Origin of the sequence: Streptomyces sp. NPDC021093 (assembly GCF_044333135.1) — a bacterium.
Lineage (GTDB): Bacteria > Actinomycetota > Actinomycetes > Streptomycetales > Streptomycetaceae > Streptomyces.
Genome location: NZ_JBIRQJ010000002.1, coordinates 585,661 through 603,648 on the forward strand (window position 1 = coordinate 585,661; position 17,988 = coordinate 603,648).

The 17,988-nt window shown below is 67.9% G+C and carries 20 protein-coding genes and 2 pseudogenes; 17 read left to right on the forward strand and 5 right to left on the reverse strand.

What is annotated here, in order from left to right; all coding sequences use genetic code 11:
* From ACH4SP_RS07565 to ACH4SP_RS07585, 5 genes are all read left to right on the forward strand, one after another.
* Entirely contained in the window at window positions 1–846 is an 846-nt protein-coding gene (locus ACH4SP_RS07565; protein WP_398410957.1) for an HAD-IA family hydrolase, read from the forward strand.
* Complete coding sequence (locus tag ACH4SP_RS07570; protein WP_398410961.1) at window positions 843–1,559, forward strand: HAD family hydrolase; 717 nt, start codon at window positions 843–845, stop codon at window positions 1,557–1,559. Before ACH4SP_RS07565 ends, ACH4SP_RS07570 begins: the two co-directional genes overlap by 4 nt.
* Window positions 1,560–1,647: 88 nt before the next feature.
* On the forward strand, window positions 1,648–2,586 hold the full coding sequence (locus ACH4SP_RS07575; RefSeq protein WP_398410964.1) for an FkbM family methyltransferase: 939 nt from the start codon (window positions 1,648–1,650) through the stop codon (window positions 2,584–2,586).
* Between the two features lie 14 nt (window positions 2,587–2,600).
* Window positions 2,601–3,275, forward strand: coding sequence for an HAD family hydrolase (locus ACH4SP_RS07580; RefSeq protein WP_398410965.1), 675 nt, complete (start codon window positions 2,601–2,603; stop codon window positions 3,273–3,275).
* 477 nt (window positions 3,276–3,752) lie between these two features.
* Complete coding sequence (locus tag ACH4SP_RS07585) at window positions 3,753–4,400, forward strand: DUF6629 family protein (protein ID WP_398410966.1); 648 nt, start codon at window positions 3,753–3,755, stop codon at window positions 4,398–4,400.
* A gap of 221 nt (window positions 4,401–4,621) precedes the next feature.
* Here the strand turns inward: ACH4SP_RS07585 and ACH4SP_RS07590 are convergent, their stop codons facing one another.
* The 3 genes and pseudogenes from ACH4SP_RS07590 to ACH4SP_RS07600 all read right to left on the reverse strand — a co-directional run bounded on the left by ACH4SP_RS07590 (window position 4,622) and on the right by ACH4SP_RS07600 (window position 6,156).
* Window positions 4,622–5,158: a calcium-binding protein gene (locus tag ACH4SP_RS07590; RefSeq protein WP_398410967.1), complete on the reverse strand. Its 537-nt coding sequence runs from the start codon at window positions 5,156–5,158 to the stop codon at window positions 4,622–4,624.
* Window positions 5,152–5,428, reverse strand: a pseudogene (locus ACH4SP_RS07595) (transposase); the annotation flags it as partial. The gene ACH4SP_RS07590 and the pseudogene ACH4SP_RS07595, both read right to left, overlap by 7 nt.
* Entirely contained in the window at window positions 5,416–6,156 is a 741-nt protein-coding gene (locus ACH4SP_RS07600; protein ID WP_398410970.1) for a TetR/AcrR family transcriptional regulator, read from the reverse strand. The gene ACH4SP_RS07600 and the pseudogene ACH4SP_RS07595, both read right to left, overlap by 13 nt.
* Before the next feature lie 198 nt (window positions 6,157–6,354).
* Between ACH4SP_RS07600 and ACH4SP_RS07605 the strand changes: the two genes are divergently transcribed.
* The 5 genes from ACH4SP_RS07605 (at window position 6,355) to ACH4SP_RS07625 (ending at window position 10,224) form a co-directional block, all read left to right on the forward strand.
* Window positions 6,355–7,458: an FAD-dependent monooxygenase gene (locus ACH4SP_RS07605; protein ID WP_398410973.1), complete on the forward strand. Its 1,104-nt coding sequence runs from the start codon at window positions 6,355–6,357 to the stop codon at window positions 7,456–7,458.
* Between the two features lie 89 nt (window positions 7,459–7,547).
* A complete protein-coding gene (locus ACH4SP_RS07610) occupies window positions 7,548–7,988 on the forward strand; it encodes a DUF6640 family protein (RefSeq protein ID WP_398410975.1) in 441 nt (146 codons plus the stop codon).
* Between the two features lie 361 nt (window positions 7,989–8,349).
* On the forward strand, window positions 8,350–8,994 hold the full coding sequence (locus ACH4SP_RS07615) for a WD40 repeat domain-containing protein (RefSeq protein WP_398410983.1): 645 nt from the start codon (window positions 8,350–8,352) through the stop codon (window positions 8,992–8,994).
* Between the two features lie 250 nt (window positions 8,995–9,244).
* Complete coding sequence (locus ACH4SP_RS07620) at window positions 9,245–9,421, forward strand: hypothetical protein (protein ID WP_398410986.1); 177 nt, start codon at window positions 9,245–9,247, stop codon at window positions 9,419–9,421.
* An 86-nt stretch (window positions 9,422–9,507) separates the two neighbouring features.
* Complete coding sequence (locus tag ACH4SP_RS07625; protein WP_398410988.1) at window positions 9,508–10,224, forward strand: hypothetical protein; 717 nt, start codon at window positions 9,508–9,510, stop codon at window positions 10,222–10,224.
* Here the strand turns inward: ACH4SP_RS07625 and ACH4SP_RS07630 are convergent.
* The gene (locus tag ACH4SP_RS07630; RefSeq protein WP_398410992.1) at window positions 10,214–11,545 is read right to left on the reverse strand and encodes a hypothetical protein; all 1,332 of its coding nucleotides are present in this window, start codon (window positions 11,543–11,545) and stop codon (window positions 10,214–10,216) included. The two genes, ACH4SP_RS07625 and ACH4SP_RS07630, sit on opposite strands and share 11 nt — an antisense overlap.
* A 246-nt stretch (window positions 11,546–11,791) precedes the next feature.
* Between ACH4SP_RS07630 and ACH4SP_RS07635 the strand changes: the two genes are divergently transcribed.
* Window positions 11,792–11,947 (forward strand): hypothetical protein, encoded by a 156-nt coding sequence (locus tag ACH4SP_RS07635; RefSeq protein ID WP_398410995.1) that lies wholly within the window; start codon window positions 11,792–11,794, stop codon window positions 11,945–11,947.
* A gap of 273 nt (window positions 11,948–12,220) precedes the next feature.
* Here the strand turns inward: ACH4SP_RS07635 and ACH4SP_RS07640 are convergent, their stop codons facing one another.
* A complete protein-coding gene (locus ACH4SP_RS07640; RefSeq protein WP_398410998.1) occupies window positions 12,221–12,580 on the reverse strand; it encodes a hypothetical protein in 360 nt (119 codons plus the stop codon).
* A 745-nt stretch (window positions 12,581–13,325) separates the two neighbouring features.
* Here ACH4SP_RS07640 and ACH4SP_RS07645 point away from each other — a divergent pair.
* The 6 genes and pseudogenes from ACH4SP_RS07645 to ACH4SP_RS07670 all read left to right on the forward strand — a co-directional run bounded on the left by ACH4SP_RS07645 (window position 13,326) and on the right by ACH4SP_RS07670 (window position 17,734).
* Window positions 13,326–13,790: a response regulator gene (locus ACH4SP_RS07645; protein WP_398411002.1), complete on the forward strand. Its 465-nt coding sequence runs from the start codon at window positions 13,326–13,328 to the stop codon at window positions 13,788–13,790.
* Between the two features lie 357 nt (window positions 13,791–14,147).
* A pseudogene (locus ACH4SP_RS07650) lies at window positions 14,148–14,348 on the forward strand (IS110 family transposase); the annotation flags it as partial.
* Window positions 14,349–14,566: 218 nt separating this feature from the next.
* Window positions 14,567–15,700: a polymorphic toxin-type HINT domain-containing protein gene (locus ACH4SP_RS07655; protein WP_398411004.1), complete on the forward strand. Its 1,134-nt coding sequence runs from the start codon at window positions 14,567–14,569 to the stop codon at window positions 15,698–15,700.
* Window positions 15,701–15,733: 33 nt separating this feature from the next.
* A complete protein-coding gene (locus tag ACH4SP_RS07660; protein ID WP_398411007.1) occupies window positions 15,734–16,159 on the forward strand; it encodes a hypothetical protein in 426 nt (141 codons plus the stop codon).
* 250 nt (window positions 16,160–16,409) lie between these two features.
* Window positions 16,410–16,613: a hypothetical protein gene (locus tag ACH4SP_RS07665; protein WP_398411009.1), complete on the forward strand. Its 204-nt coding sequence runs from the start codon at window positions 16,410–16,412 to the stop codon at window positions 16,611–16,613.
* A gap of 50 nt (window positions 16,614–16,663) precedes the next feature.
* Entirely contained in the window at window positions 16,664–17,734 is a 1,071-nt protein-coding gene (locus ACH4SP_RS07670; protein WP_398411012.1) for a Dyp-type peroxidase, read from the forward strand.
* Window positions 17,735–17,988 lie beyond the last annotated feature (254 nt).

Genomic DNA, 17,988 nt, shown 5'->3' on the forward strand with positions numbered 1-17,988 from the left:
GTGCCTGCCCTGATCTTCGACTGTGACGGTGTTCTGGTGGACGCCGAACAGAGCGGCCACCTCCGTGCGTTCAACCAGATGTGGGCCGAACAGGGGGTGCCGTGGGAGTGGAGTGCCGCCCAGTACGCGCAGAAGCTGCGGATCTCCGGCGGCACCGAACGCCTCGCCAGCCTGTACCACGACGCGGACTTCCGGGCCCGGGTCTGTCCGCCGCTCAGCTGGGAGGCGTGGATGCTCACCGTCCGCACCTGGCACCGGCACAAGACCCGGGTGTACCTGGCCCTGCTCGACGCGGGCGCGGTTCAGGCGCGGCCAGGGGTGCGACGCCTCGCCGCCGAGGCCGCCGACGCGGGGTGGCGGCTCGCGGTGGCCTCCAGCGGGGCGAAGGAGTCCGTGAGCGCCGCGCTCCGGCTGGCCGTGGGGGCCGAACTGGCCGCCGCCTTCACTGTGGTGTCCGGGGCGGAGGTGAGCAGGAAGAAGCCCGACCCCGAGGTCTACCGGTACGCGGCGCGGAGCGTGGGCGTGGCCGCGGACGACTGCGTCGCCGTCGAGGACACCCGTAACGGGATACTCGCCGCGCTCGCCGCCCGTATGCACTGCCTGGTGACGCCCACCCGCGTCTCCGCGGAGCACGACTTCACCGGGGCCTCCCGCGTCGTCACCCATCTGGGAGACCCGGACCGGGAACCGGCGCTCGACCTCAGCACGCCTGCCGCACCTCGCGCCGTGCCGCCCGTCGTCCTGGCGGACCTGCAGGGGCTGATCCTCGACCGCGCCTCCTCCCCGGCGTACCGCTGGCCCGGCCCCGCCCCCCGACCACACCCGACAAGGAAGCGCACCCCATGACGACCGACACAGCCACCCCCGCCCCCGCGGACTTCGTGCTGCTGCCCGACGGTAGCCCCCGGTGGACGCCCGACGCGGTGCTCTTCGACTGCGACGGCACGCTGATGGACACCGAACCCTGCTGGAGCGCCGCCCTGGCGGAGCTCTTCGCCCGCAACGGCGTGCCGTGGAAGCCCGAGGACAAGCCCCACTACATCGGCGGGACCGTACGGGCGATGGCCGACCGGGCGGCCGCCGCCTTCGGTGACCCGGGCCGGGCCGACGTACTGGAGAAGGAACTGCTGGACCTCGTTGTCGAGGCAGTCGACGGCTCGTCGGCCACTCCGCTGCCCGGCGCTCTCGAACTCCTCACCGCGCTCAGCGCCCGCGTGCCGACGGCCGTGGTCAGCAACTCGCCCCGACGGGTCCTGGACATCGCCCTGGAACGCGGCGGACTGAGTCCCCTCGTGCGTTTCACCGTCGCTGCCGAGGACCCGCCCCGGCCGAAACCGGCCCCGGACCCGTACCTCATGGCCTGCGCACACTTCGGCGTGAACGCAAGCCGCTGCCTCGCCGTGGAGGATTCCCCGACGGGCCTCGCGTCCGCCCTCGCGGCAGGTCTGGTCACCCTCGGCGTCCCGACCCTGCCCGACCCCGCCTTCCCGGCCGACATGGTCCTCGGGTCCCTCCGCGACCCCGCGCTCGCCGGCTGGGTCGGCGCCTGGAGCAGCTGACCGGACAGGGCCATCGGCGGCTCCGTACCGCTCCGGACGAGCACGGCACTCGGGTTCGTATCCATCAGGAAGCAGAGAAGGCAGAGACATGGGACTGGCATACCTGCGCTCGGACGCAGACCGGGCAATGGGCGTGGGCACGGTCCGCGTTCTGATGCGGGAAACGGCGGGCTGCGGACGGGACATGGCCCTGGCGCTGCGTGTGGCGCAGGGGGCGAGCCGCATGACCACGCCGTACTGGATGGGACGGCGCTTTCTCGGAGCAGCCGGGCGCCCCCTCGACGACGACACCCCGCTGTCGCTGAACTTCTTCACTCCGCGCCAGGCGGCCCGCGTACGCATCCGCAGAAACCAGAGCGACCTGCTCATCCTGTGGCAGGTCTTCCTCAAGCGCTTCTACGAACTGGGCGTCCACTACCGGCTCGACGAAGACCTCGACACCCTCGACACGATCGTCGACCTCGGCGGCAACACCGGCCTCGCCGCCTCCTACTTCACCGCCCGCTATCGCCCCACCATCCTGCTCACCGTGGAGCCGATCCCGCAGAACCTGGCCGTCCTGAGGCACAACGCCGCCCTGTCCGGACTCGACTGGAAGATCGAACCGGCCGCGGTGGCGGGGGAGTCCGGGACTGCGGAGTTCACCGTCAGCGCGTTCTGGGACACCTGCACTGCCGTCCCTGCAGTGGCGGACCTGCGCCGCACCCGCCCCTACCGACTGGAGAACGTACTGGCCCGGCCCGGCGTGCGAGTGCCCGCGATCACCGTCGACGAGCTGCTCACCAAGCACGGCATCGACCACGTCGACCTGCTCAAGGTCGACGTCGAAGGCAGCGAGGCGGAGGTGTTCCGCGAGGTCCAGCCGTGGATGGAACGGGTCGAGCGGATCGTCCTGGAGGTCCACGACAAGTACATCGACGGCGACGTCGTACGGGCCACGATGCGCGCGGCCGGATTCCGGCAGGTCCCGCCGCGCGTCCCGGAACCGGCAGGGTTCAACCCGGTCGAGCTGTACGTCAAGGCATGAGCGAGGGCGCCCCGATGACTTGTGGAGCCGACCTCGCCGCCCTGATGAAGTCCCCGCCGCCCTCAGCCGTGGTGTTCGACTGCGACGGCACCCTCATGGACACCGAACCGTGCGCCGATGCCGCCCGCGGCGCCGTCTTCGCCCGCAGGGGGCGCCCCTACGACGACGCGGCCCGTGCGGCCCTCGTCGGGTTGGCACTGCCCCAGGCGGGCGAAGTGATGTCCCGGCTGTTCGGGGGCAATGCACCGCAGTTGGCCGACGAGCTGGGGGCGGAACTTCTGACGGCGGTCGCCGCAGGGGCCCGGCCCATGCCCGGCGCGGCCGAACTGGTCACCCTGCTCTGTGCTGCCGGAATGCCCATCGCGGTGGCCAGCAACGGGCCGCGCGTCCTTCTGGACAAGTCGCTGACACACGGCGCCCTCTCCCGGTGGCTGCCGGTCACGGTCTCGGGCGACGAGGTCGCCTCGCCCAAACCGCACCCCGACTGCTACCTCACCGCCTGCACCGCACTTGGCGTCGAGCCCGGCAGGACCCTGGCCGTCGAAGACTCCCCGGTGGGCGCACGGGCAGCCCACGCGGCCGGGATGACCGTGCTCGGCGTGGGAGCCCTCACCCGCGGCCCGCACGTCCACGCGCACGTACCGGCCCTGGACGACGCCGCGTTGCAAGGCTGGCTCCTCGGCAGGTGAGCGGCGGCCGGCCACAGCCGGAGCTGAGCGCCGGATCACCTTCTTCTTCGGATCAGGTCGTTGCCAGAGCGGATGGCGGCGACCCGCTCGTCGTCCTGGTGAGCTGGAGGCAGAACAGTGCGCAAGATTCTCGTGCCGGTGGCCGTGGCGCCGCTGTGGTGATCCCCGCCGGTACGGCGACGGCCGACCCGACCCCGCCGCCCGGCGCCGAGAGAGTGGAGAGCAAATTCTCGTGCGACGGGCACCCGTACGCTGCTGCGAGGACCCTGCGTCGTGCTGTTCCGGCGACCCTGGACCGGCCCGTTGGCCGTTCTGCCGTGACTTTTGGTGCAATTCGCGGTCGGCCGTGCCCGTTCCAACGCCTGCTTCCAGTCCGGGGCCCAGCCCTGCCAGGTTCTGGCTCCCCGAGGCCGCCCCCGGGGCGGGTCAACCTGTCCTCCGGTGAACTCCTGCCGGGACGGTCGTAGCGTTGCTGTCATGTGCTGGAGTGCGACGGCCGATCTCGTTGCGGGCACGGTCATCACGGCGGTGGGGGCCGCCGCGGTGGCCGTGGCGGCCCGGCACCCCCGTGACCTGCCGCTGGCCGCGCTGCCCCTGCTCCTGGGTGCCCACCAGATCATCGAGGCCGTCGTCTGGCACCGGGGCGGCGGCACCGGGCCCGCCACTGTCGCCTGGAGCGTCATCGCGCTCCCGCTGCTGGCGCTGTGGGTACCGGCAGCCGTGCTGTGCGCCGCTCCGCCGAGCGCTCGCCGGCGTCTGCTTCTCCCCCTGGCGGCGGGAGTCGTGACAGCGGCGGCGCTCGCCCACGCGCTGGCGACCCGTACCGTGACGGCGGAGATCCGGGGACACACCGTGGGGTACTCCCTGGGACTGCCGCAGGCGGAGCTGACCGTCGCCGGCTATCTCCTCGCCACCCTCGGCTCCCTGTTGCTGTCCGGTGACCGGGGGCTCGTCCTGTTCGGTGTCCTGGTCACCGTCGGGGCCGCGGTGTCCTTCGGGCTGTGGCGGCAGGAGTACATCTCGACGTGGTGCGCGTTCGCCGCGGTGTGCTCGGTGGTCCTGTTGCTCTGGGCCAGAAGGAGCCGTCCGCCAGTCCCACGGCCGCCAGGTCCCCCAGTCCCCTGAGAACGGCGGAGCTGCCCGCGACGGTGTCTACGCTGCGGTCACCGGCGGGAGCGACGGCGGTCGCGCCACCAGGCGAGACGATCGGCGGACTCCTGCGGAACGGCCTGGACGTGTGTCCCAGACGTGTGTCGCACGGGAGGCTGAGCCTGTTCTCACGCCCTGCTGCCCCGCCGGTGACCGGCGGGGCAGCGCTTGGAGGTACGGGAGGGTGGCGCTGCGGGTTAGCAGCTGCTGGTGGTTTCGGCGTTGGTGCAGGTGTCGTTGCCTGCTCCGCCGCCCGCGACGTCGGTGCCGGGGCCGCCGTCGATGGTGTCATTGCCGTTGATGACGTCGTTGCCAGAGCCCCCGTAGACGGTGTCGTTGCCGTTGACGACGTCACTGCCGCCGCTGGCGCAGATGATGTCGTTTCCGTTGGTTCCGTTGATCACGTTCGCGGCGGCACTGCCGGTGATGGTGCAGCCTTGGCCGTTGTTCACGGTGGTGTTCTCGGTGTCGTTGGTGTTGCCCGCGACCGGGTCAGTCTGGGTGGCGGTGGTGGTTGTGGTGGCAGTGAGGGTGCCGGTGGCCTGGGGTTCCAGGACGATGTCCACGGTGGCCGAGGCTCCGTTCGCCAAGGTGCCGAGCGCACAGGTCACGGTGGCGCCGCTGGTGGTGCAGGTGCCCTGGCTGGCGGTGACCGGGCCGATGACCCGGGCCGCACCGGTGAAGGCGATCGCGGTCGAGGTGGAGGTCGCCGCCTGGGGGCCGTTGTTGCACACCGCGACCAGTCCAGTTCGCCGTTGGCGCCGAGCCGGTCAAGGATCAAGCGGTGCAGCTTCGCCCAGACACGTGCCGCGTTCCACTCGGTGAATCTGATGCACTGTCTGCCCAGATGCCCAGATGCCCAGATGCCCAGATGCCCCGAAGACCGGTGGGAGCTGCCGCCAGGTGCAGCCGGATGTCGCCACGAACAAGATGGCGGCGAAGACCTCCCGGGCATGATCGAACGTCTCAGCTGCGGCCCCACAGCTGCCCCCTACAGGCCGAGGACGCCGGCCAGGTCGCGTAGGCATTCCTCGAAGACGGGTTCCAGGTCGGAGTAGGCGAAGTCCAGTTGGTGCAGGACTTCCATGCACAGCAGGCCGTACAGCCTGGCCCAGCAGGACAGGAAGACGTGCGCGGCCTCGGGCGGCAGGTGCCCGCCGATGGTGGCGGAGTACGCGGTCAGTTGCTCGCGCAGTGACGCGGGCAGGCCGGCCAGATCGGGCACCGGGAACGGTCGCGTCTGCCACAGCTCGACCGTCAGGTCCAGCAGGACCTGCTCGAAACGCTGCCCGGCCTGGTGGCGTGCCGAGTCCGGCTGCCGGTTTGGCGGGGTGATCGGGCTGGCGAAGATCCAGCCGAACTCGGCGGGGTGGGTGCATGCCCAGGCGCGCATGGCTCGGCAGGCCGCGAGGATGCGCTCGCCGACCGGCGCGTCGGTGTGGGCGTCACGGGCGTGTTCCATGGCGGTGGCCAACTCGCGGAGGAAGTCCGCTGTCACCGCGCCGACCAACTCGTCGTGGCTGGCGTAGTAGTGGTACAGGGACGGGCCGCTCATGCCCATCTGCCTGGCGACCGCGTTGATGGTCACCGCAGTCGATCCCTGCTCGACCAGGAGCTTGCGCGCGGCCGCGTGGATCTCCCCGAGGGTCGCCCGGCGCAGCCTCTCCCGCCTGCTGCTTGTCCCTGCGGACATCGTTACCCCTCTTGTCGCTCCGTTAGCACCCGTTGACATCCTAGGGCACCTATGTTTCCTTATGTCCTCTAGGTAAATCTAGATGCTCTAGGGAGTGCGTATGGGGCGTTCGTGGTGGGTCCTTCTCATGGCAGTGCTGCTCGTTACGGCCGTGTGGTGGCCGCTATCAAGGTCCGCTCATGTCCGCCGCGGCCCGCGCTGGCCCCGGCACACAACGACCGCAGAGGAGACTCGACGATGAAGGTGATCATTGTGGGCGGTGGGATAGGCGGGCTGGCCGCAGCTGTCGCTTTCCATCAGCGTGGCTGGCAGGTGGAGATCTTTGAACGTGCTCCGGAGTTCACCGAGATCGGTGCGGGAGTGTCGATTCAACCCAACGGTCTACGCGCGCTGGACGTGCTGGGCCTCGGCGATCTTCTGCGTTCCGGCGGGCTGGCCGATCCGCTCGCGGGCATTCGTCGTGCGAGCGGGGGCTGGCTGATCCGCAACAACATCGACGACCTGAAACGCCGCTTCGGTCAGTGGGCGACCGTGCATCGGGCCGCCCTGGTCGACCTCCTGCGCGCAGCTGTGCCCGCACAGGCGCTGCGGCCCGGCACCGAGGTGCGCCAGGTGCGGCCCGATGGCACAGTCCGCCACAGCGGCGGCACCTCCACCGCGGATCTCGTGGTGGGCGCTGACGGCGTGCACAGCGTCACACGGCGTTCCCTCTGGCCACACATACCCGGACCGCGCTACGTCGGATACACCACCTGGCGCTTCATCGCGCCACCCCAGCCCGTCGAGGGGAGCGTGGAAACGTGGGGGCGGGGCGAACGATTCGGGCATGTGCCGATGCCAGACGGCCGCGTCTACTGCTACCTGCTGGCCAACGCCCCGATCAGCTCCCGCACCCACCTGGACCAGCTACGCGAACGCTTCGCGCACTGGCACGACCCGATCCCCACACTGCTGAACACCGCAGGCGAGGACGCGGTGTTGCAGCACGACACATACGAGCTGCCTAAGTTGCCCACCTACGTCTCCGGAAGGGTCGCGCTTCTCGGAGACGCCGCGCACGCCATGACCCCCAATCTGGGGCAGGGCGCCTGCCAGGCACTCGAGGACGCAGTCACCCTCGCCGCAGCAGCAGACACCCTCGGCGTGCATGCGGGGCTGGAGGAGTACGACCGCGTCCGCAGGCCGCGCACCCAAATGATCGCCCGGCGCTCCCGGCAGGCCGGTGCTCCCGCGCACTGGACATCCCTACCCCGGACCGCCCTGCGAGACGTGGCTCTCCCGCTCCTGCCCAATGCACTCTTCAGCCGCTCGGTCACCGACGCCTACACCTGGACGCCCTGACATCCCCCCGCCCCCGGGCAACTCCATCCGCCCGACTCCGCGACAGCGTGTCATCCCCGGGAAACCACCGAACCTCAAGAGGTCACCCCATGCCCCTCCCGCGCATCCTGATCGCCCTCGTCGGAGCGATCACCATGGTCAGTGCCGTGCTCGCCGATCTCGTCATCCCGGACCTGGCGGCCCAGCACGCCTTCAACCCCGGCTGGCCGTCCCACGCCAAGTTCCACGACGCCCAGTACATGGTGATGACGGTGCTCCTCGGCCTCATCGGCCTGGCCCTCGCCCTGCGCCAGGGCCGGAACACCCGCGGTCGGCTGCTGTGCGCCGCCGCGGTCCTGGCCACCCCCTGGCTCAGCATGATCGGCGCACTCCTGTTCCCCGGCACCGCCACCTACGACCCGGAGTTCTCCAATCAAACCCTCTTCATCCTCGGCGTGCACGGCCAGGTCTTCATGGCAATCACCCTGATCCTGGCCCTGCTTGGCGCGACAGCGGCAACACTGCGCACGCCCACACCCCCCACCACCTGACGACAAGCCGTCAGCCGGCTGGAAGACGTGCCCCGAAACGTCCTCGACCCGGTCGTGCCGTTCACGACTCATTCCAGCCGCCTCGGCCGGTACCGCTCGGCTGTCGAACGCGCCATGTCGGTCTACGCCACGACGCCGATTCGTTCGGTCGCATAATGCGCCCCGGATCCTGCCGAGATCTTCTCTGCGGCCCTGCCAGCAGCCGGTGTGCTCCTCGATCGCCTGCCCGACTCTCTCCCCGGGCCCCGGCGCCCTTTCTGCCCTCCACGTGCCAATTGCTGAATCGGACCTGCTTCATGCCCCGCCCGGGGCTGCCGGTACCCGAGCAGTTGTGCCATTGCCCGGCCGCCGCTCGCAAACCGTGCTCTCACCGCAGAACGAGACCCATCGCCGCGTCAGATCACCCATCAGAGACACGGACTTCAGCCCCGACGGACGTCTCCTGGCCAGCACCGGCATCGACGGAACGACCCACCTCTGGGACATCAGCCGTCCGCAGCGCCCCGCCCCGCTCGCCGTGCTGCGAGGCCACACCGGATTCGTCAACGCGGTGACGTTCAGCCCCGACGGCCGCACTCTGGCGACCGCCGGAAGCGACGGCACCGTACACCTCTGGAACCTTGCGCACCCGCGCGAACCAAAGATCGGGACAACCATCGCGGAACACGCAACCAACGCCTTGGCGGTCGCCTTCGACCCGGCCGGCCGGAGTGTCGCCGTCGGCTACTCGAACCGGACCTCGGCCCTGTGGGACGTCACCGACGGCACTGCCCGAGCGATCGGCATCCTCACGAGCCACACCTCGTCGGTGTCGGCAGTGACGTTCACCCCCGACAGCCGCACCCTCGTCTCAGCAGGCCAGGACCACACCATCCGTCTGACGCCCACCCGCGCCGAAGACATCGCCCGAGAGATCTGCGCGACGGTCTCCACCGGCATCTCCCGGGAACAGTGGCGGCGCTACCTGCCGGACCTGCCCTACCGGCCGCCGTGCGCCGGGAGATGACGCTCAGGAGGACGAACCTCAGCCGATCGGCACGTACACCGCCTCCGGTCCCCTGGAGGCGGCCGGGGGCTCGATCCAGATCGGTGTCCTCCAGGCTGCGTTGGTGCTGGGGGAGGAGCGGCCGGAGACAGGGTGCCGGTAAGAACGCTGTCACCGATCCTGCTGGCTCATTCCGTGCCCAGTGGGGCTGACGGTTCGTGGTCGGGAGCAGTAGCCGTCTTGGTGTTCCCGGGCACGGGTGGGGTGCGGAATGTCGATGCAGCCGAGGCCGTGGCCGAAGGTGCCTGAGTTGACCGCGCAGGTGGCGCGGGCGGTGGCGGCACGAGGCCCGTACCCGTTGGCGATGCGGGTCCGTGACGAGCTGGGTGAGTTGTTCGCGGACGCCGAGTTCGCCGAGGCGTTTGAAGCCAGAGGACGGCCAGGCTGATCACCGGGCCAGCTCCCGCTGGTGACGGTGTTGCAGTTCGCCGAGAGCTCACCGACCGGGCGGCAGCGCATCGGATGCGGTACGGCATGGACTTGAAATACGCACTCGGCCTGGAGCTGGATGATCCCGGGTTCGACGCCTCGGTGCTCTCCGAGTTCCTCACCCGACTGGTCGAGCACGGGATGGAGGAGAAGGTGCTCGATCTGCTGCTGACCGGGCTCAAGGACGGGGGCCTGGTGAAGGCGGGAGGCAGACAACGCACTGACTCCCCCCGCGTGCTGGCGGCAGTACGCGATCTGAACAGGCTGGAGTTGGCCGGGGAGACGCTGCGGGCCACGCCGGAGGCGCTGCCCTGCGCTGCCCTGGACTGGCTGGTCGGGGCGGTGCCCGTCCGGGAATGGGCCGGCCGCTACGGTCCGCGGACTCACTCCTGGCATCCGCGGGCTTCCACGAGCAAGCGCGAGGAGATGGCCCTGGTCTACGGCCGGGACGGGTTCACGCTGTTGGGGTGCGTCTCGGGCTGGTCTCGGCCGCCGCGCCCGAGCGGCCCGCCTGCGCAGGGTCGGGATGCCCCCTCACGGCAGGTGCTGAGGCTCCCGGGAAGACGCCGGACCTTGGTCGCCTCCAACGCATCATGCTCCAGGAAGGGGTGCCTGTCGTCCCGGAAACCCTCAAAGCACTCCGATCTGGCGATTGCACCACGGTTGTCGCGATGGATGCGCTCCACCGCACAGGCGCTGAGTTGCATCAACGTGAGAACCACGCCACAGCCTCATGACACTCCGGGTCGACTCACGGGATGAAGGCCCCGGAGGTGACCGCGAGGGACAGCGCTGCGAATCCCACTGGCCACTTCATCCACGTCAGTCTCCTGGCTTCGAGGAAAGCGGCGGCCAGCACCTCTGCCACGACGGCGAGGGCAGTGGCGGCCGCCAGATACAGTGCGCGGCTCCCGGCAGCGTCTGCGAGCTCCTTGTACCGGTTCTGCTCCGCACGCATGGCGGGCCAGTCCTCGGGCCTTGCCCCAATGGCGGTGACCGTGCCGCGGGTCACGCCGTCGGAGGCGCTGGGTGCCCGTCCCATGAACTCCGCCATCTGACGCAGCCGCCCGGCCAGGCGTAGCTCGGCCGTCGCTACGGACCGTTCATGCCGGGTGGCCGCAGAGTCTTTGAGATAGAGGGCCGCGGCCTCGCGGGCGATGGCCTCGATTTCGGCGAAGTCGGCCGAACTGACCATTTGGTCGAGGAAGGCCGCCCTCTGGCCACTCACCACGATGCTGGCAGTGAGCCGGACCGCGTGCCGCGCCGCTTCCGCCTGGGACCGCTGCTCGCTCACCGTGGCCACCAGTTGCCCGAGCGGAAGCAGGAACAGCAGTGCGGCCGTGAGGAGATGGACCTGCATGGCGCGTCGGCGGGCGGGCGGCGCGGTGGCGGGCTGCGGGATGGGATCGACGCCCCTGAGAATGGGCCGGGCAGGAGGGACAAGGGGCGGGTGACGCCAGGGTACGGGCCTGAGAATGCTGGCGGCCAAGATGGCCGCGAGAACCGCAGCTCCTGCTGCCGCTGCGGTCCCGCGCCCCCAGGCGCCCCACTTGTCGCCCTGTCGCACGGTGACGTTGGGATCGAGGCGGTAGAGGGCCGGATGGCGCTCCTGCTGATCGGCGAGACGGCGAGGAAGGTCGTACCCCTGCTTGCCCGTCAGGTACCGGTCGCTGCCGATGATGCTCTCGGCGGGTGCGGAGCTGCGCAAGGTGAACTCCTGCTGTTCTGCCTGGAAGTGCTCGGACGCGGCGAGGCGGCCCTTCCCCTTGAGGTCTTTGAGGGCTTCGGCGCGCGCCGCAGCAGCCGCCACTCTGAAAGGCGTCTGGCCTTCGTCGGCGTAGACGTATTGGACATCCTTCTGCAGGGCTGTCTGAAGCGTGATCTCCTGGGCGATCGCGTCCTGGTAGGTGTCGCCGGCGTTCTTGAACTGCCAGGTGGCCAGGAGTGTCGCCAGGACGACAGCGCTGATCAGCCCGATCTGAATGCGTGTGCGGAGGCTGAACCGCGGGCGAGGTGGAGGCGGAGGCGCTGGGGGATCCGAGGGCGAAGGCGGCGCCGGGGGATCCGGCGCAGGGCTCGTCATGACGACACCCGTCTGAAGACGAACTGGAGGCCGTAGGGGTCAGTGAGTGTCAGGGTCCGGTCCCCGGCCTGCCAGTTGAAACTCTGTACTGTCCGGGGCCCGGGCCGGTTCTCATAGTCTTCCTGAGGATTCTCCGGGTTCTTCCTGGTGACCGTGTTGGTGGTGGGTCTCAGCGTGATCCGGTCCCCTTCGACCTGCACGGTGCCCTGGACGATCTGGGTGAGCTCGTAGAGCCTTCCCGGCCCCATGCAGTACGAGAGCAGCCCGACGTACCTGTACGTGCCGTCCGTGGTGAACCGGTACGCGAGCGTGGTGTTCGAATTCGCCTGTGCGCTCTCCCAGGCCCCGACGAGAGGTTCCGGGACAGGATTCTCCTTCGAGGCCAGCGCTGCTGAGGAGTAATAGGCGACGGGTGACGTCCTGTTGGAGGGCTGCGGAGCGGACGCGCAGGGAGCCGGTGCCGTAGGGGAGGAACTGACAGTGGTTCGCGTCGTGTTGTCGGAGGGCTGCGGCTGCGAGGCGGACGAGCAGGACGCCGTGAACGTGAGCGGCACCAAGGCCGAGAGCACAAGCAATCGCGCTGCCAGTACCCGCGACCACACGGGGGATCCCAGGGCCATTGCAGCCTGCTTTCGCGTGGGGAGGGGACCAATACCGGAAGGGGATTGGGGCGGGTCAGGAGCAGCTTCCGCGTACATAGCTGAACCCGTCGATGAAGAGCAGGTCTCCCAGAACCGCGTCCACGGTTGTCGACCAGGGATAGGCGATCAGCTGACGGCCGTCGGCGTAGAGCGTCATCTGCCCGGCGTCGAATCGCGCATAGCCGGTGTTTCCTCCGCGCTGTGCATTGTGCCTGGTGAATTGCCCGTCGCTGGAGAAGGCATAGGTCCAGTGCCCTTCGGGTGCCGCGTCACTGCCGCCGCACCACTCTCCCACCACCTGCGGGGGAGCCGGCGGCCATGCCTCCGTCTCCGGCGTCTCCGTCTCCGGGGATTCCGTCTCTACGGGATCCGTCTCTACAGGGTCGGTCTCCACCGATTGAGAGGAGGGAGGAACATCACCCCCGCCTGGGGTGCCCGAATTGGATGTCTGTGAACTGCCGCAACCGACTGTCGCAGACAGGAAGAAGAAGCCGGATAGGCCACTGATGAGGAAACGCCTGAACAACACTTCTCGCCCCCTGTGCCCCTGCAGCCACATGCGCGGACCGGATACCCGGTGTACATGCCGAGGGTTCTATGGCGGAAAGAATACCGCAGCAGGAAAATCAACTAACATATTCTTCTGATGTATTCTTGATGTGGCAGAATTGGGCATCCTTGGCCGCAATGCGATGGAATCTGAAAGAAGGAGTTCTGTAATCTGTCGTACGGCGATGAGGTGTCAGTCGTCATTGGAAGCGATCTGTCGTTTCCTGCCACCGCGCGTGCCGGAGACGCACCCGCTCCCACTGCGACGCGTATCGGACCATCCGCACTTCCCGATAAGCAGGCCACGCACAGGTGGTAGCCGAAGGCCACCACCCGCCCGCAGCATGCATGTCCCGGTGACTGGGACGGCCCTGGCAAGGACTGCGTGTCTGTACGCACTTCATTGGGGGCTCTACGGCGCCAGCGTTTTGTGGTTCCACTGGCGTACCAAGTTGACGTGGCCCCACCGGTGGATTCTTACGACAACGTGCGGCGGGGGCGGTGGGGTGACGAGGCCCGAGGGCACTGTTTGGGCAACAAGATGAGGAGCCCCCTCGAACTTGGGACCACGCAGGGAGCGTGAACGAGGCATGGCTGACGAAGCCAAGATCCTCCTGGTCGACGACCACGATGACAGTCTGTTCGCCGTCGCGAGCGTCCTCGCGCCGCTTGGCTGTCTTCTCGAACGGGCCGTGAGCGATGAGCGGGCCCTCAAGACTCTCTTGCACGGCAACGTGGCACTGGTGCTTCTGGACGTACTGATGCCGGACGTCAGCGGGCTGGACGCCGTCCGCTACATGCGCGGCCTGGACCAGACGGCGCACATCCCCGTCGTGCTGATGACCGGGGCCGCGCACAACGGCGCCTGGGCGGACGAAGCCGAAGAGCTCGGGGTTGCGAGGTCGTCTTCAAGCCCGTCGAGCCCTTGGTCCTGCGGACCAAGGTCCGCTACCTCTACCGCATGTCCCAGCGGCTGCAGATACTGGAGCAACAACTCCCTGCCCACCAGTGACGGCCGTTTGAGCGGCTGTGCAGGCCGGCGCGGCGTCGGCTGAACCGAGCTGTCCGGCGGACGAGTTCGCGGGGTTGCGTGGTCTTTCAGCCTGTCTACGACTCAAAGGAGGGAGGCGGGGGCTCCACACCGTCCATCCCGACCGGCACGGCGAGCCTTCACCCCTGCTCCCAGACCTGGGCCCGCCGTTCACAGCCACCCCTTGAAGCGGCCGGAGCCGCGCACACGCCGACACGCGGCGACTCCGGCCCCTCGTCCTCCTGGGTCTGTTCCAACCGGGGCCAACTCCGCGGGTCCCGGGCACCGACGCGGACGGTAGCGTCGGGCATAGGGGTGGAGTGGCCCTAGCAAGCGCTTGCCAGAGCAGTGTTCACGTGTACGCCGACACCGGCAGTGCCGTCGGCTCAACCGCGGGGGTGACCGGCAGGCCAACGCCGCTCTGCACCGGATCGTGTTCACTCGGCTGCGCTGGGACCCTCGCACCCAGGAGTACTACGCGCGTCGTCTCAAGGAGGGCAAGACCCGACGCGAGATCATCCGCTGCCTCAAGCGCTACGTCGCCCGCGAGGTCTTCCACCTGCTCAAGCCCGCACAGCCATGACCCCCGCCGAGGGAGTAGCACGACGAGGCCGTCACGATCGCGACGCAGCAGCTTCTCTACCCACGCCCCGAGGCTCACATGTCGAGGGTGAGGCCCTGGCGGCTGGATTTCAGCTGCGGGCCAATGCCCTTGGGACGTTGCCGGCGGGAGAATGGTGGCTGCAGTCCCGGCCACGGTCTGACTCGATGGACGAGTGATCACGGAGTCTATGACGAGCTGTGTCGACCGGGGGCAGGGATGGCACGCTAACGACACAGGGCCTGCTCTACTACCGCAACCGCTACTACGACCCCCAAACAGGCCGCTTCATCTCCCAAGACTCCATCGGCCACGCCGGCGGCACCAACCTCTACCAGTACGCCCTCAGCTCACCCACCACCTACACCGACCCCTCCGGCAACAACCCACTGCTCGCCGGATGCGTGGTCGGCGGACTCGTCGACGGCGGCATGGATTGGCTCGGGCAGCGCCTGTCAGGCCGCAAGGTCAACTGGGGACAAGTGGGTGGAGCCGCAGCCATGGGATGCGCCTTCGGATTGGTCGGCGCCGGTATGGGGTCCAAACTCGGCGGAAGCTGCCTGAGGCCAAACAGCTTCGCTGCGGACACCCTCGTGGTCATGGCCGACGGCACCCGTAAACCCATCAAGGACATAGAGATCGGTGACGAGGTCCGGGCCACCGACCCAGAGACGGGCGAGACTGGAGCGCGGACCGTCACCACTCTCATCACGGGGACTGGGAACAAACAACTCGTCGACCTCACCATCGACATCGACGGGACAACAGGCCACCGAACAGCGAAACTCACCGCCACCGACGGACACCCCTTCTGGGTCCCCGCACTCCACCAGTGGGTAGACGCCGGAAACCTCGACTCCGGTCAATGGCTCCAAACAGGCGCCGGCACCTGGGTCCAGATCGACACCATCAGCCATCGCAGCGAGTCGACGACCGTCTACAACCTCACCGTCGACGACCTCCACACCTACTACGTGGGTTCCAGCGGTGCAGACGTCCTGGTTCACAACTCCAACATTTGCCTACTGGGGAACAGACCTGGAATTAATGGCCATCGAGCAGCCCACCCCGACCTTGACTTCCACGTCCTCAACCTTCGCGGAACGATGGCTAATGGGACCAAGGGGACAGGCGCCTGGAACTGGACTCGCAACAAACGATTCATAGATGACGCCCTGGCACGAGGGATACCAATCCGTCTGGTGACCGATCCGACGAAACCGCTCTACCGGCTGGGCAACGTGTACCAGAGGGAGCTTAAGTACCTGGAAGGAAAGGGGTATGGGTGGCGCAAGGTCGATGACTACTGGGAAGTCATCCGAGTACGTCCCTGAAAACGTGTCCGTCGACAAAAGGAGAAGTATCAGATGGTTCCGTCTGCTGAGAGTTTCTGTGACGAGGTGCGCACGACCTTGGGGCCTCTCGCCCGGGAGGCGGGGCTGGAAGGCCCAGAGGTCTCCTCGCTCGAATACCTCCCCACTGCCAGCTACAAGCAGGGCGCGGTTCGCTACGACATCAGCCTGGACCCCAGCGAAGGACAGCTCGTCTCCACTGTGACCGCCACACTCGAACGCAGTGTGCTGACTGCGGAACTTGAGCAGGTTGCCATCGCTGCCGGTATCACGGAAGCAAGAGGGCGCATCTCCTTCAGCGCCCGAAACCTGCGTCAGTTGAGGAACTCTCTGCTCGGGCACGCACAGTACATAAGCCTGCTTCACCCGCGACTCGTGGGTGGTGGTTCTGAGGAGGTCATGCGACGGGCTGACGCTTCGGAGTCGTTCCCCGGTCGGTGACTCGGTCGCAACACTCAGACGAGACCAGGAAGCAGAGAGACTGGTACGCCTCCTCTTTACCTGGGTATTCGCCTGAAATCAGGAAGGGTGGTGTGCTCGGCATCGATCTGGCAAACGAGACGGAGCATTCTCGTCGCACGCTACATGGCGTCCCCAGCAGCTGCTCCTACGAAGCAACAAGGGTACTGGTGGGCCAACCGGCATGGAGATCGTGTTCGGGCCGGTCACGCACATGAGCCTGAGCTGAAACATGTACGACAACCTCACCCTGTACCGCCTGTGCACCAACGAGACCCTGGGCGCCCCGGGAGCCTTCGGCCTGGCCTTCAACAGAGCGAACTTCTTCGAAGTCGGCAATGAGCGCCTCCGGGAGCTGATCGCTGTCGGCTCGCACACAACGGGGGAGGACGAAACGGACAGTCGGGAATCCAGCAACCTGCTGAGAGATAGCTGAGCAATGTGCTGTTGCAGCACGTCCGCAAGACTGATGCTCAAGGAGGGGCATTGAACAGGAGAGCGGCACTCATCGCTCCTGCGACAGCCGTGGTGGCCACTGTCGGCGGCGGCCTCTGGCTCAGCTGCCAGGGACGCGAGACAGGGAAGGCCGCCGCCGCGTCGGGGCGGCTTCAGCTGGGACAGCCACCTGCCCCGCATGCCGTGTTCGTTTCCCTGGACAGGCGAGACGGCGGCAGGAAAGCCCGGCGCAATGACCTCAAGCCAGTGCTGGAATCTCTCGATGAGCTGCAGGTCGGCGGGCTGGAAGCGAGGATCGGACTGGGGGCCAGCCTCCTGGGGCAACATGGCACTACGCTGCGGCATTTGAGATCCATGCCAGCCCATGCGGGAGATGTTCTCGATCCTCACCAGTGCCATGGAGACGTGCTGCTCCAGATAGCCGGGCCCACGGCTGGAGCGGTCCGCACGGCTGCCCGTCAGGTACTGTCACGTGCTCACGGGTGGCGCGTGCGGTGGCGCATTGAAGGGGCCCAGGCAGCTGGTGAGACAGTGGACGGGCGAGCCCTGGCACGCAATCCGTTCCACTTCACCGAAGGCTTCGGAAACCCCGACAGCCAGCACGCAGCCAACGAGCGCGCACTCGTCAGACCCGAGCAAGGCCAGCCCAAGTGGGCCGTCGGAGGTACCTACCAGGTCGTGCGGATCATCCGCATGGCCACCGAGCTGTGGGACGCTGACCCGGTTGAAACGCAGGAGCAGATCATCGGCCGACGCCGTGACGGACGCTGGCTGGACGGCACCCCAGCAGGCGAACGCGCGAACTTCGCCTCTGACCCCAAGGGCAAACTCACGCCGCTCGACTCCCATGTACGACTAGCTGCGCCGAACCGGCGCACACCACCCCCGATCCTGAGGCGCAGCTACAGCTATGTCCGCGACGACGGCGACCGCGGGATGATCTTCTCCTGTTTTCAGCGAGACCTGGCCGAAGGCTTCGAGGCCGTGCAACGTCGGCTGGAAGGCGAAGCCATGGCCAAGTACCTCCTCACCACCGGCGGCGGCTACTTCTTTGTTCCTCCGCCTGGTGACGCATGGATTGAGAGAGCGTTGCACCCGTAACCGTTACCTGTTTGCCGGGGTCAGCCAACAGAGCGAAGGCCCTGTTGCCAAACAGTGATCTGCTCCCATGCCAGGTACCTGTTGTCGGGGTGAGGACGATGGCGAGGGTCCAGAACGAAGAGCAGTTCCGGCAGGAACAAGATGCTGGTGGAGGCTCCGAGAGGGCCGCAGGAGCATATCCGTTGCGGTCCTTCTCGACAGAGTTGTGAAGGGAGTCGGCACAGGGCGTGAGCCCTGCCTTAAGTGAGCAATGC

What these genes read in the sequence shown, in the direction of transcription:
- ACH4SP_RS07645 (WP_398411002.1), top strand. Translation starts at nt 13,326, where the DNA reads ATGGCTGACGAAGCCAAGATCCTCCTGGTCGACGACCACGATGACAGT.
- ACH4SP_RS07610 (WP_398410975.1), top strand. Translation starts at nt 7,548, where the DNA reads ATGCCCCTCCCGCGCATCCTGATCGCCCTCGTCGGAGCGATCACCATG.
- ACH4SP_RS07620 (WP_398410986.1), top strand. Translation starts at nt 9,245, where the DNA reads ATGTCGATGCAGCCGAGGCCGTGGCCGAAGGTGCCTGAGTTGACCGCG.
- ACH4SP_RS07600 (WP_398410970.1), bottom strand. Translation starts at nt 6,156, where the DNA reads ATGTCAACGGGTGCTAACGGAGCGACAAGAGGGGTAACGATGTCCGCA.
- ACH4SP_RS07575 (WP_398410964.1), top strand. Translation starts at nt 1,648, where the DNA reads ATGGGACTGGCATACCTGCGCTCGGACGCAGACCGGGCAATGGGCGTG.
- ACH4SP_RS07580 (WP_398410965.1), top strand. Translation starts at nt 2,601, where the DNA reads ATGACTTGTGGAGCCGACCTCGCCGCCCTGATGAAGTCCCCGCCGCCC.
- ACH4SP_RS07660 (WP_398411007.1), top strand. Translation starts at nt 15,734, where the DNA reads ATGGTTCCGTCTGCTGAGAGTTTCTGTGACGAGGTGCGCACGACCTTG.
- ACH4SP_RS07605 (WP_398410973.1), top strand. Translation starts at nt 6,355, where the DNA reads ATGAAGGTGATCATTGTGGGCGGTGGGATAGGCGGGCTGGCCGCAGCT.
- ACH4SP_RS07585 (WP_398410966.1), top strand. Translation starts at nt 3,753, where the DNA reads ATGTGCTGGAGTGCGACGGCCGATCTCGTTGCGGGCACGGTCATCACG.
- ACH4SP_RS07625 (WP_398410988.1), top strand. Translation starts at nt 9,508, where the DNA reads ATGGACTTGAAATACGCACTCGGCCTGGAGCTGGATGATCCCGGGTTC.
- ACH4SP_RS07630 (WP_398410992.1), bottom strand. Translation starts at nt 11,545, where the DNA reads ATGACGAGCCCTGCGCCGGATCCCCCGGCGCCGCCTTCGCCCTCGGAT.
- ACH4SP_RS07635 (WP_398410995.1), top strand. Translation starts at nt 11,792, where the DNA reads ATGCAGTACGAGAGCAGCCCGACGTACCTGTACGTGCCGTCCGTGGTG.
- ACH4SP_RS07570 (WP_398410961.1), top strand. Translation starts at nt 843, where the DNA reads ATGACGACCGACACAGCCACCCCCGCCCCCGCGGACTTCGTGCTGCTG.
- ACH4SP_RS07665 (WP_398411009.1), top strand. Translation starts at nt 16,410, where the DNA reads ATGTACGACAACCTCACCCTGTACCGCCTGTGCACCAACGAGACCCTG.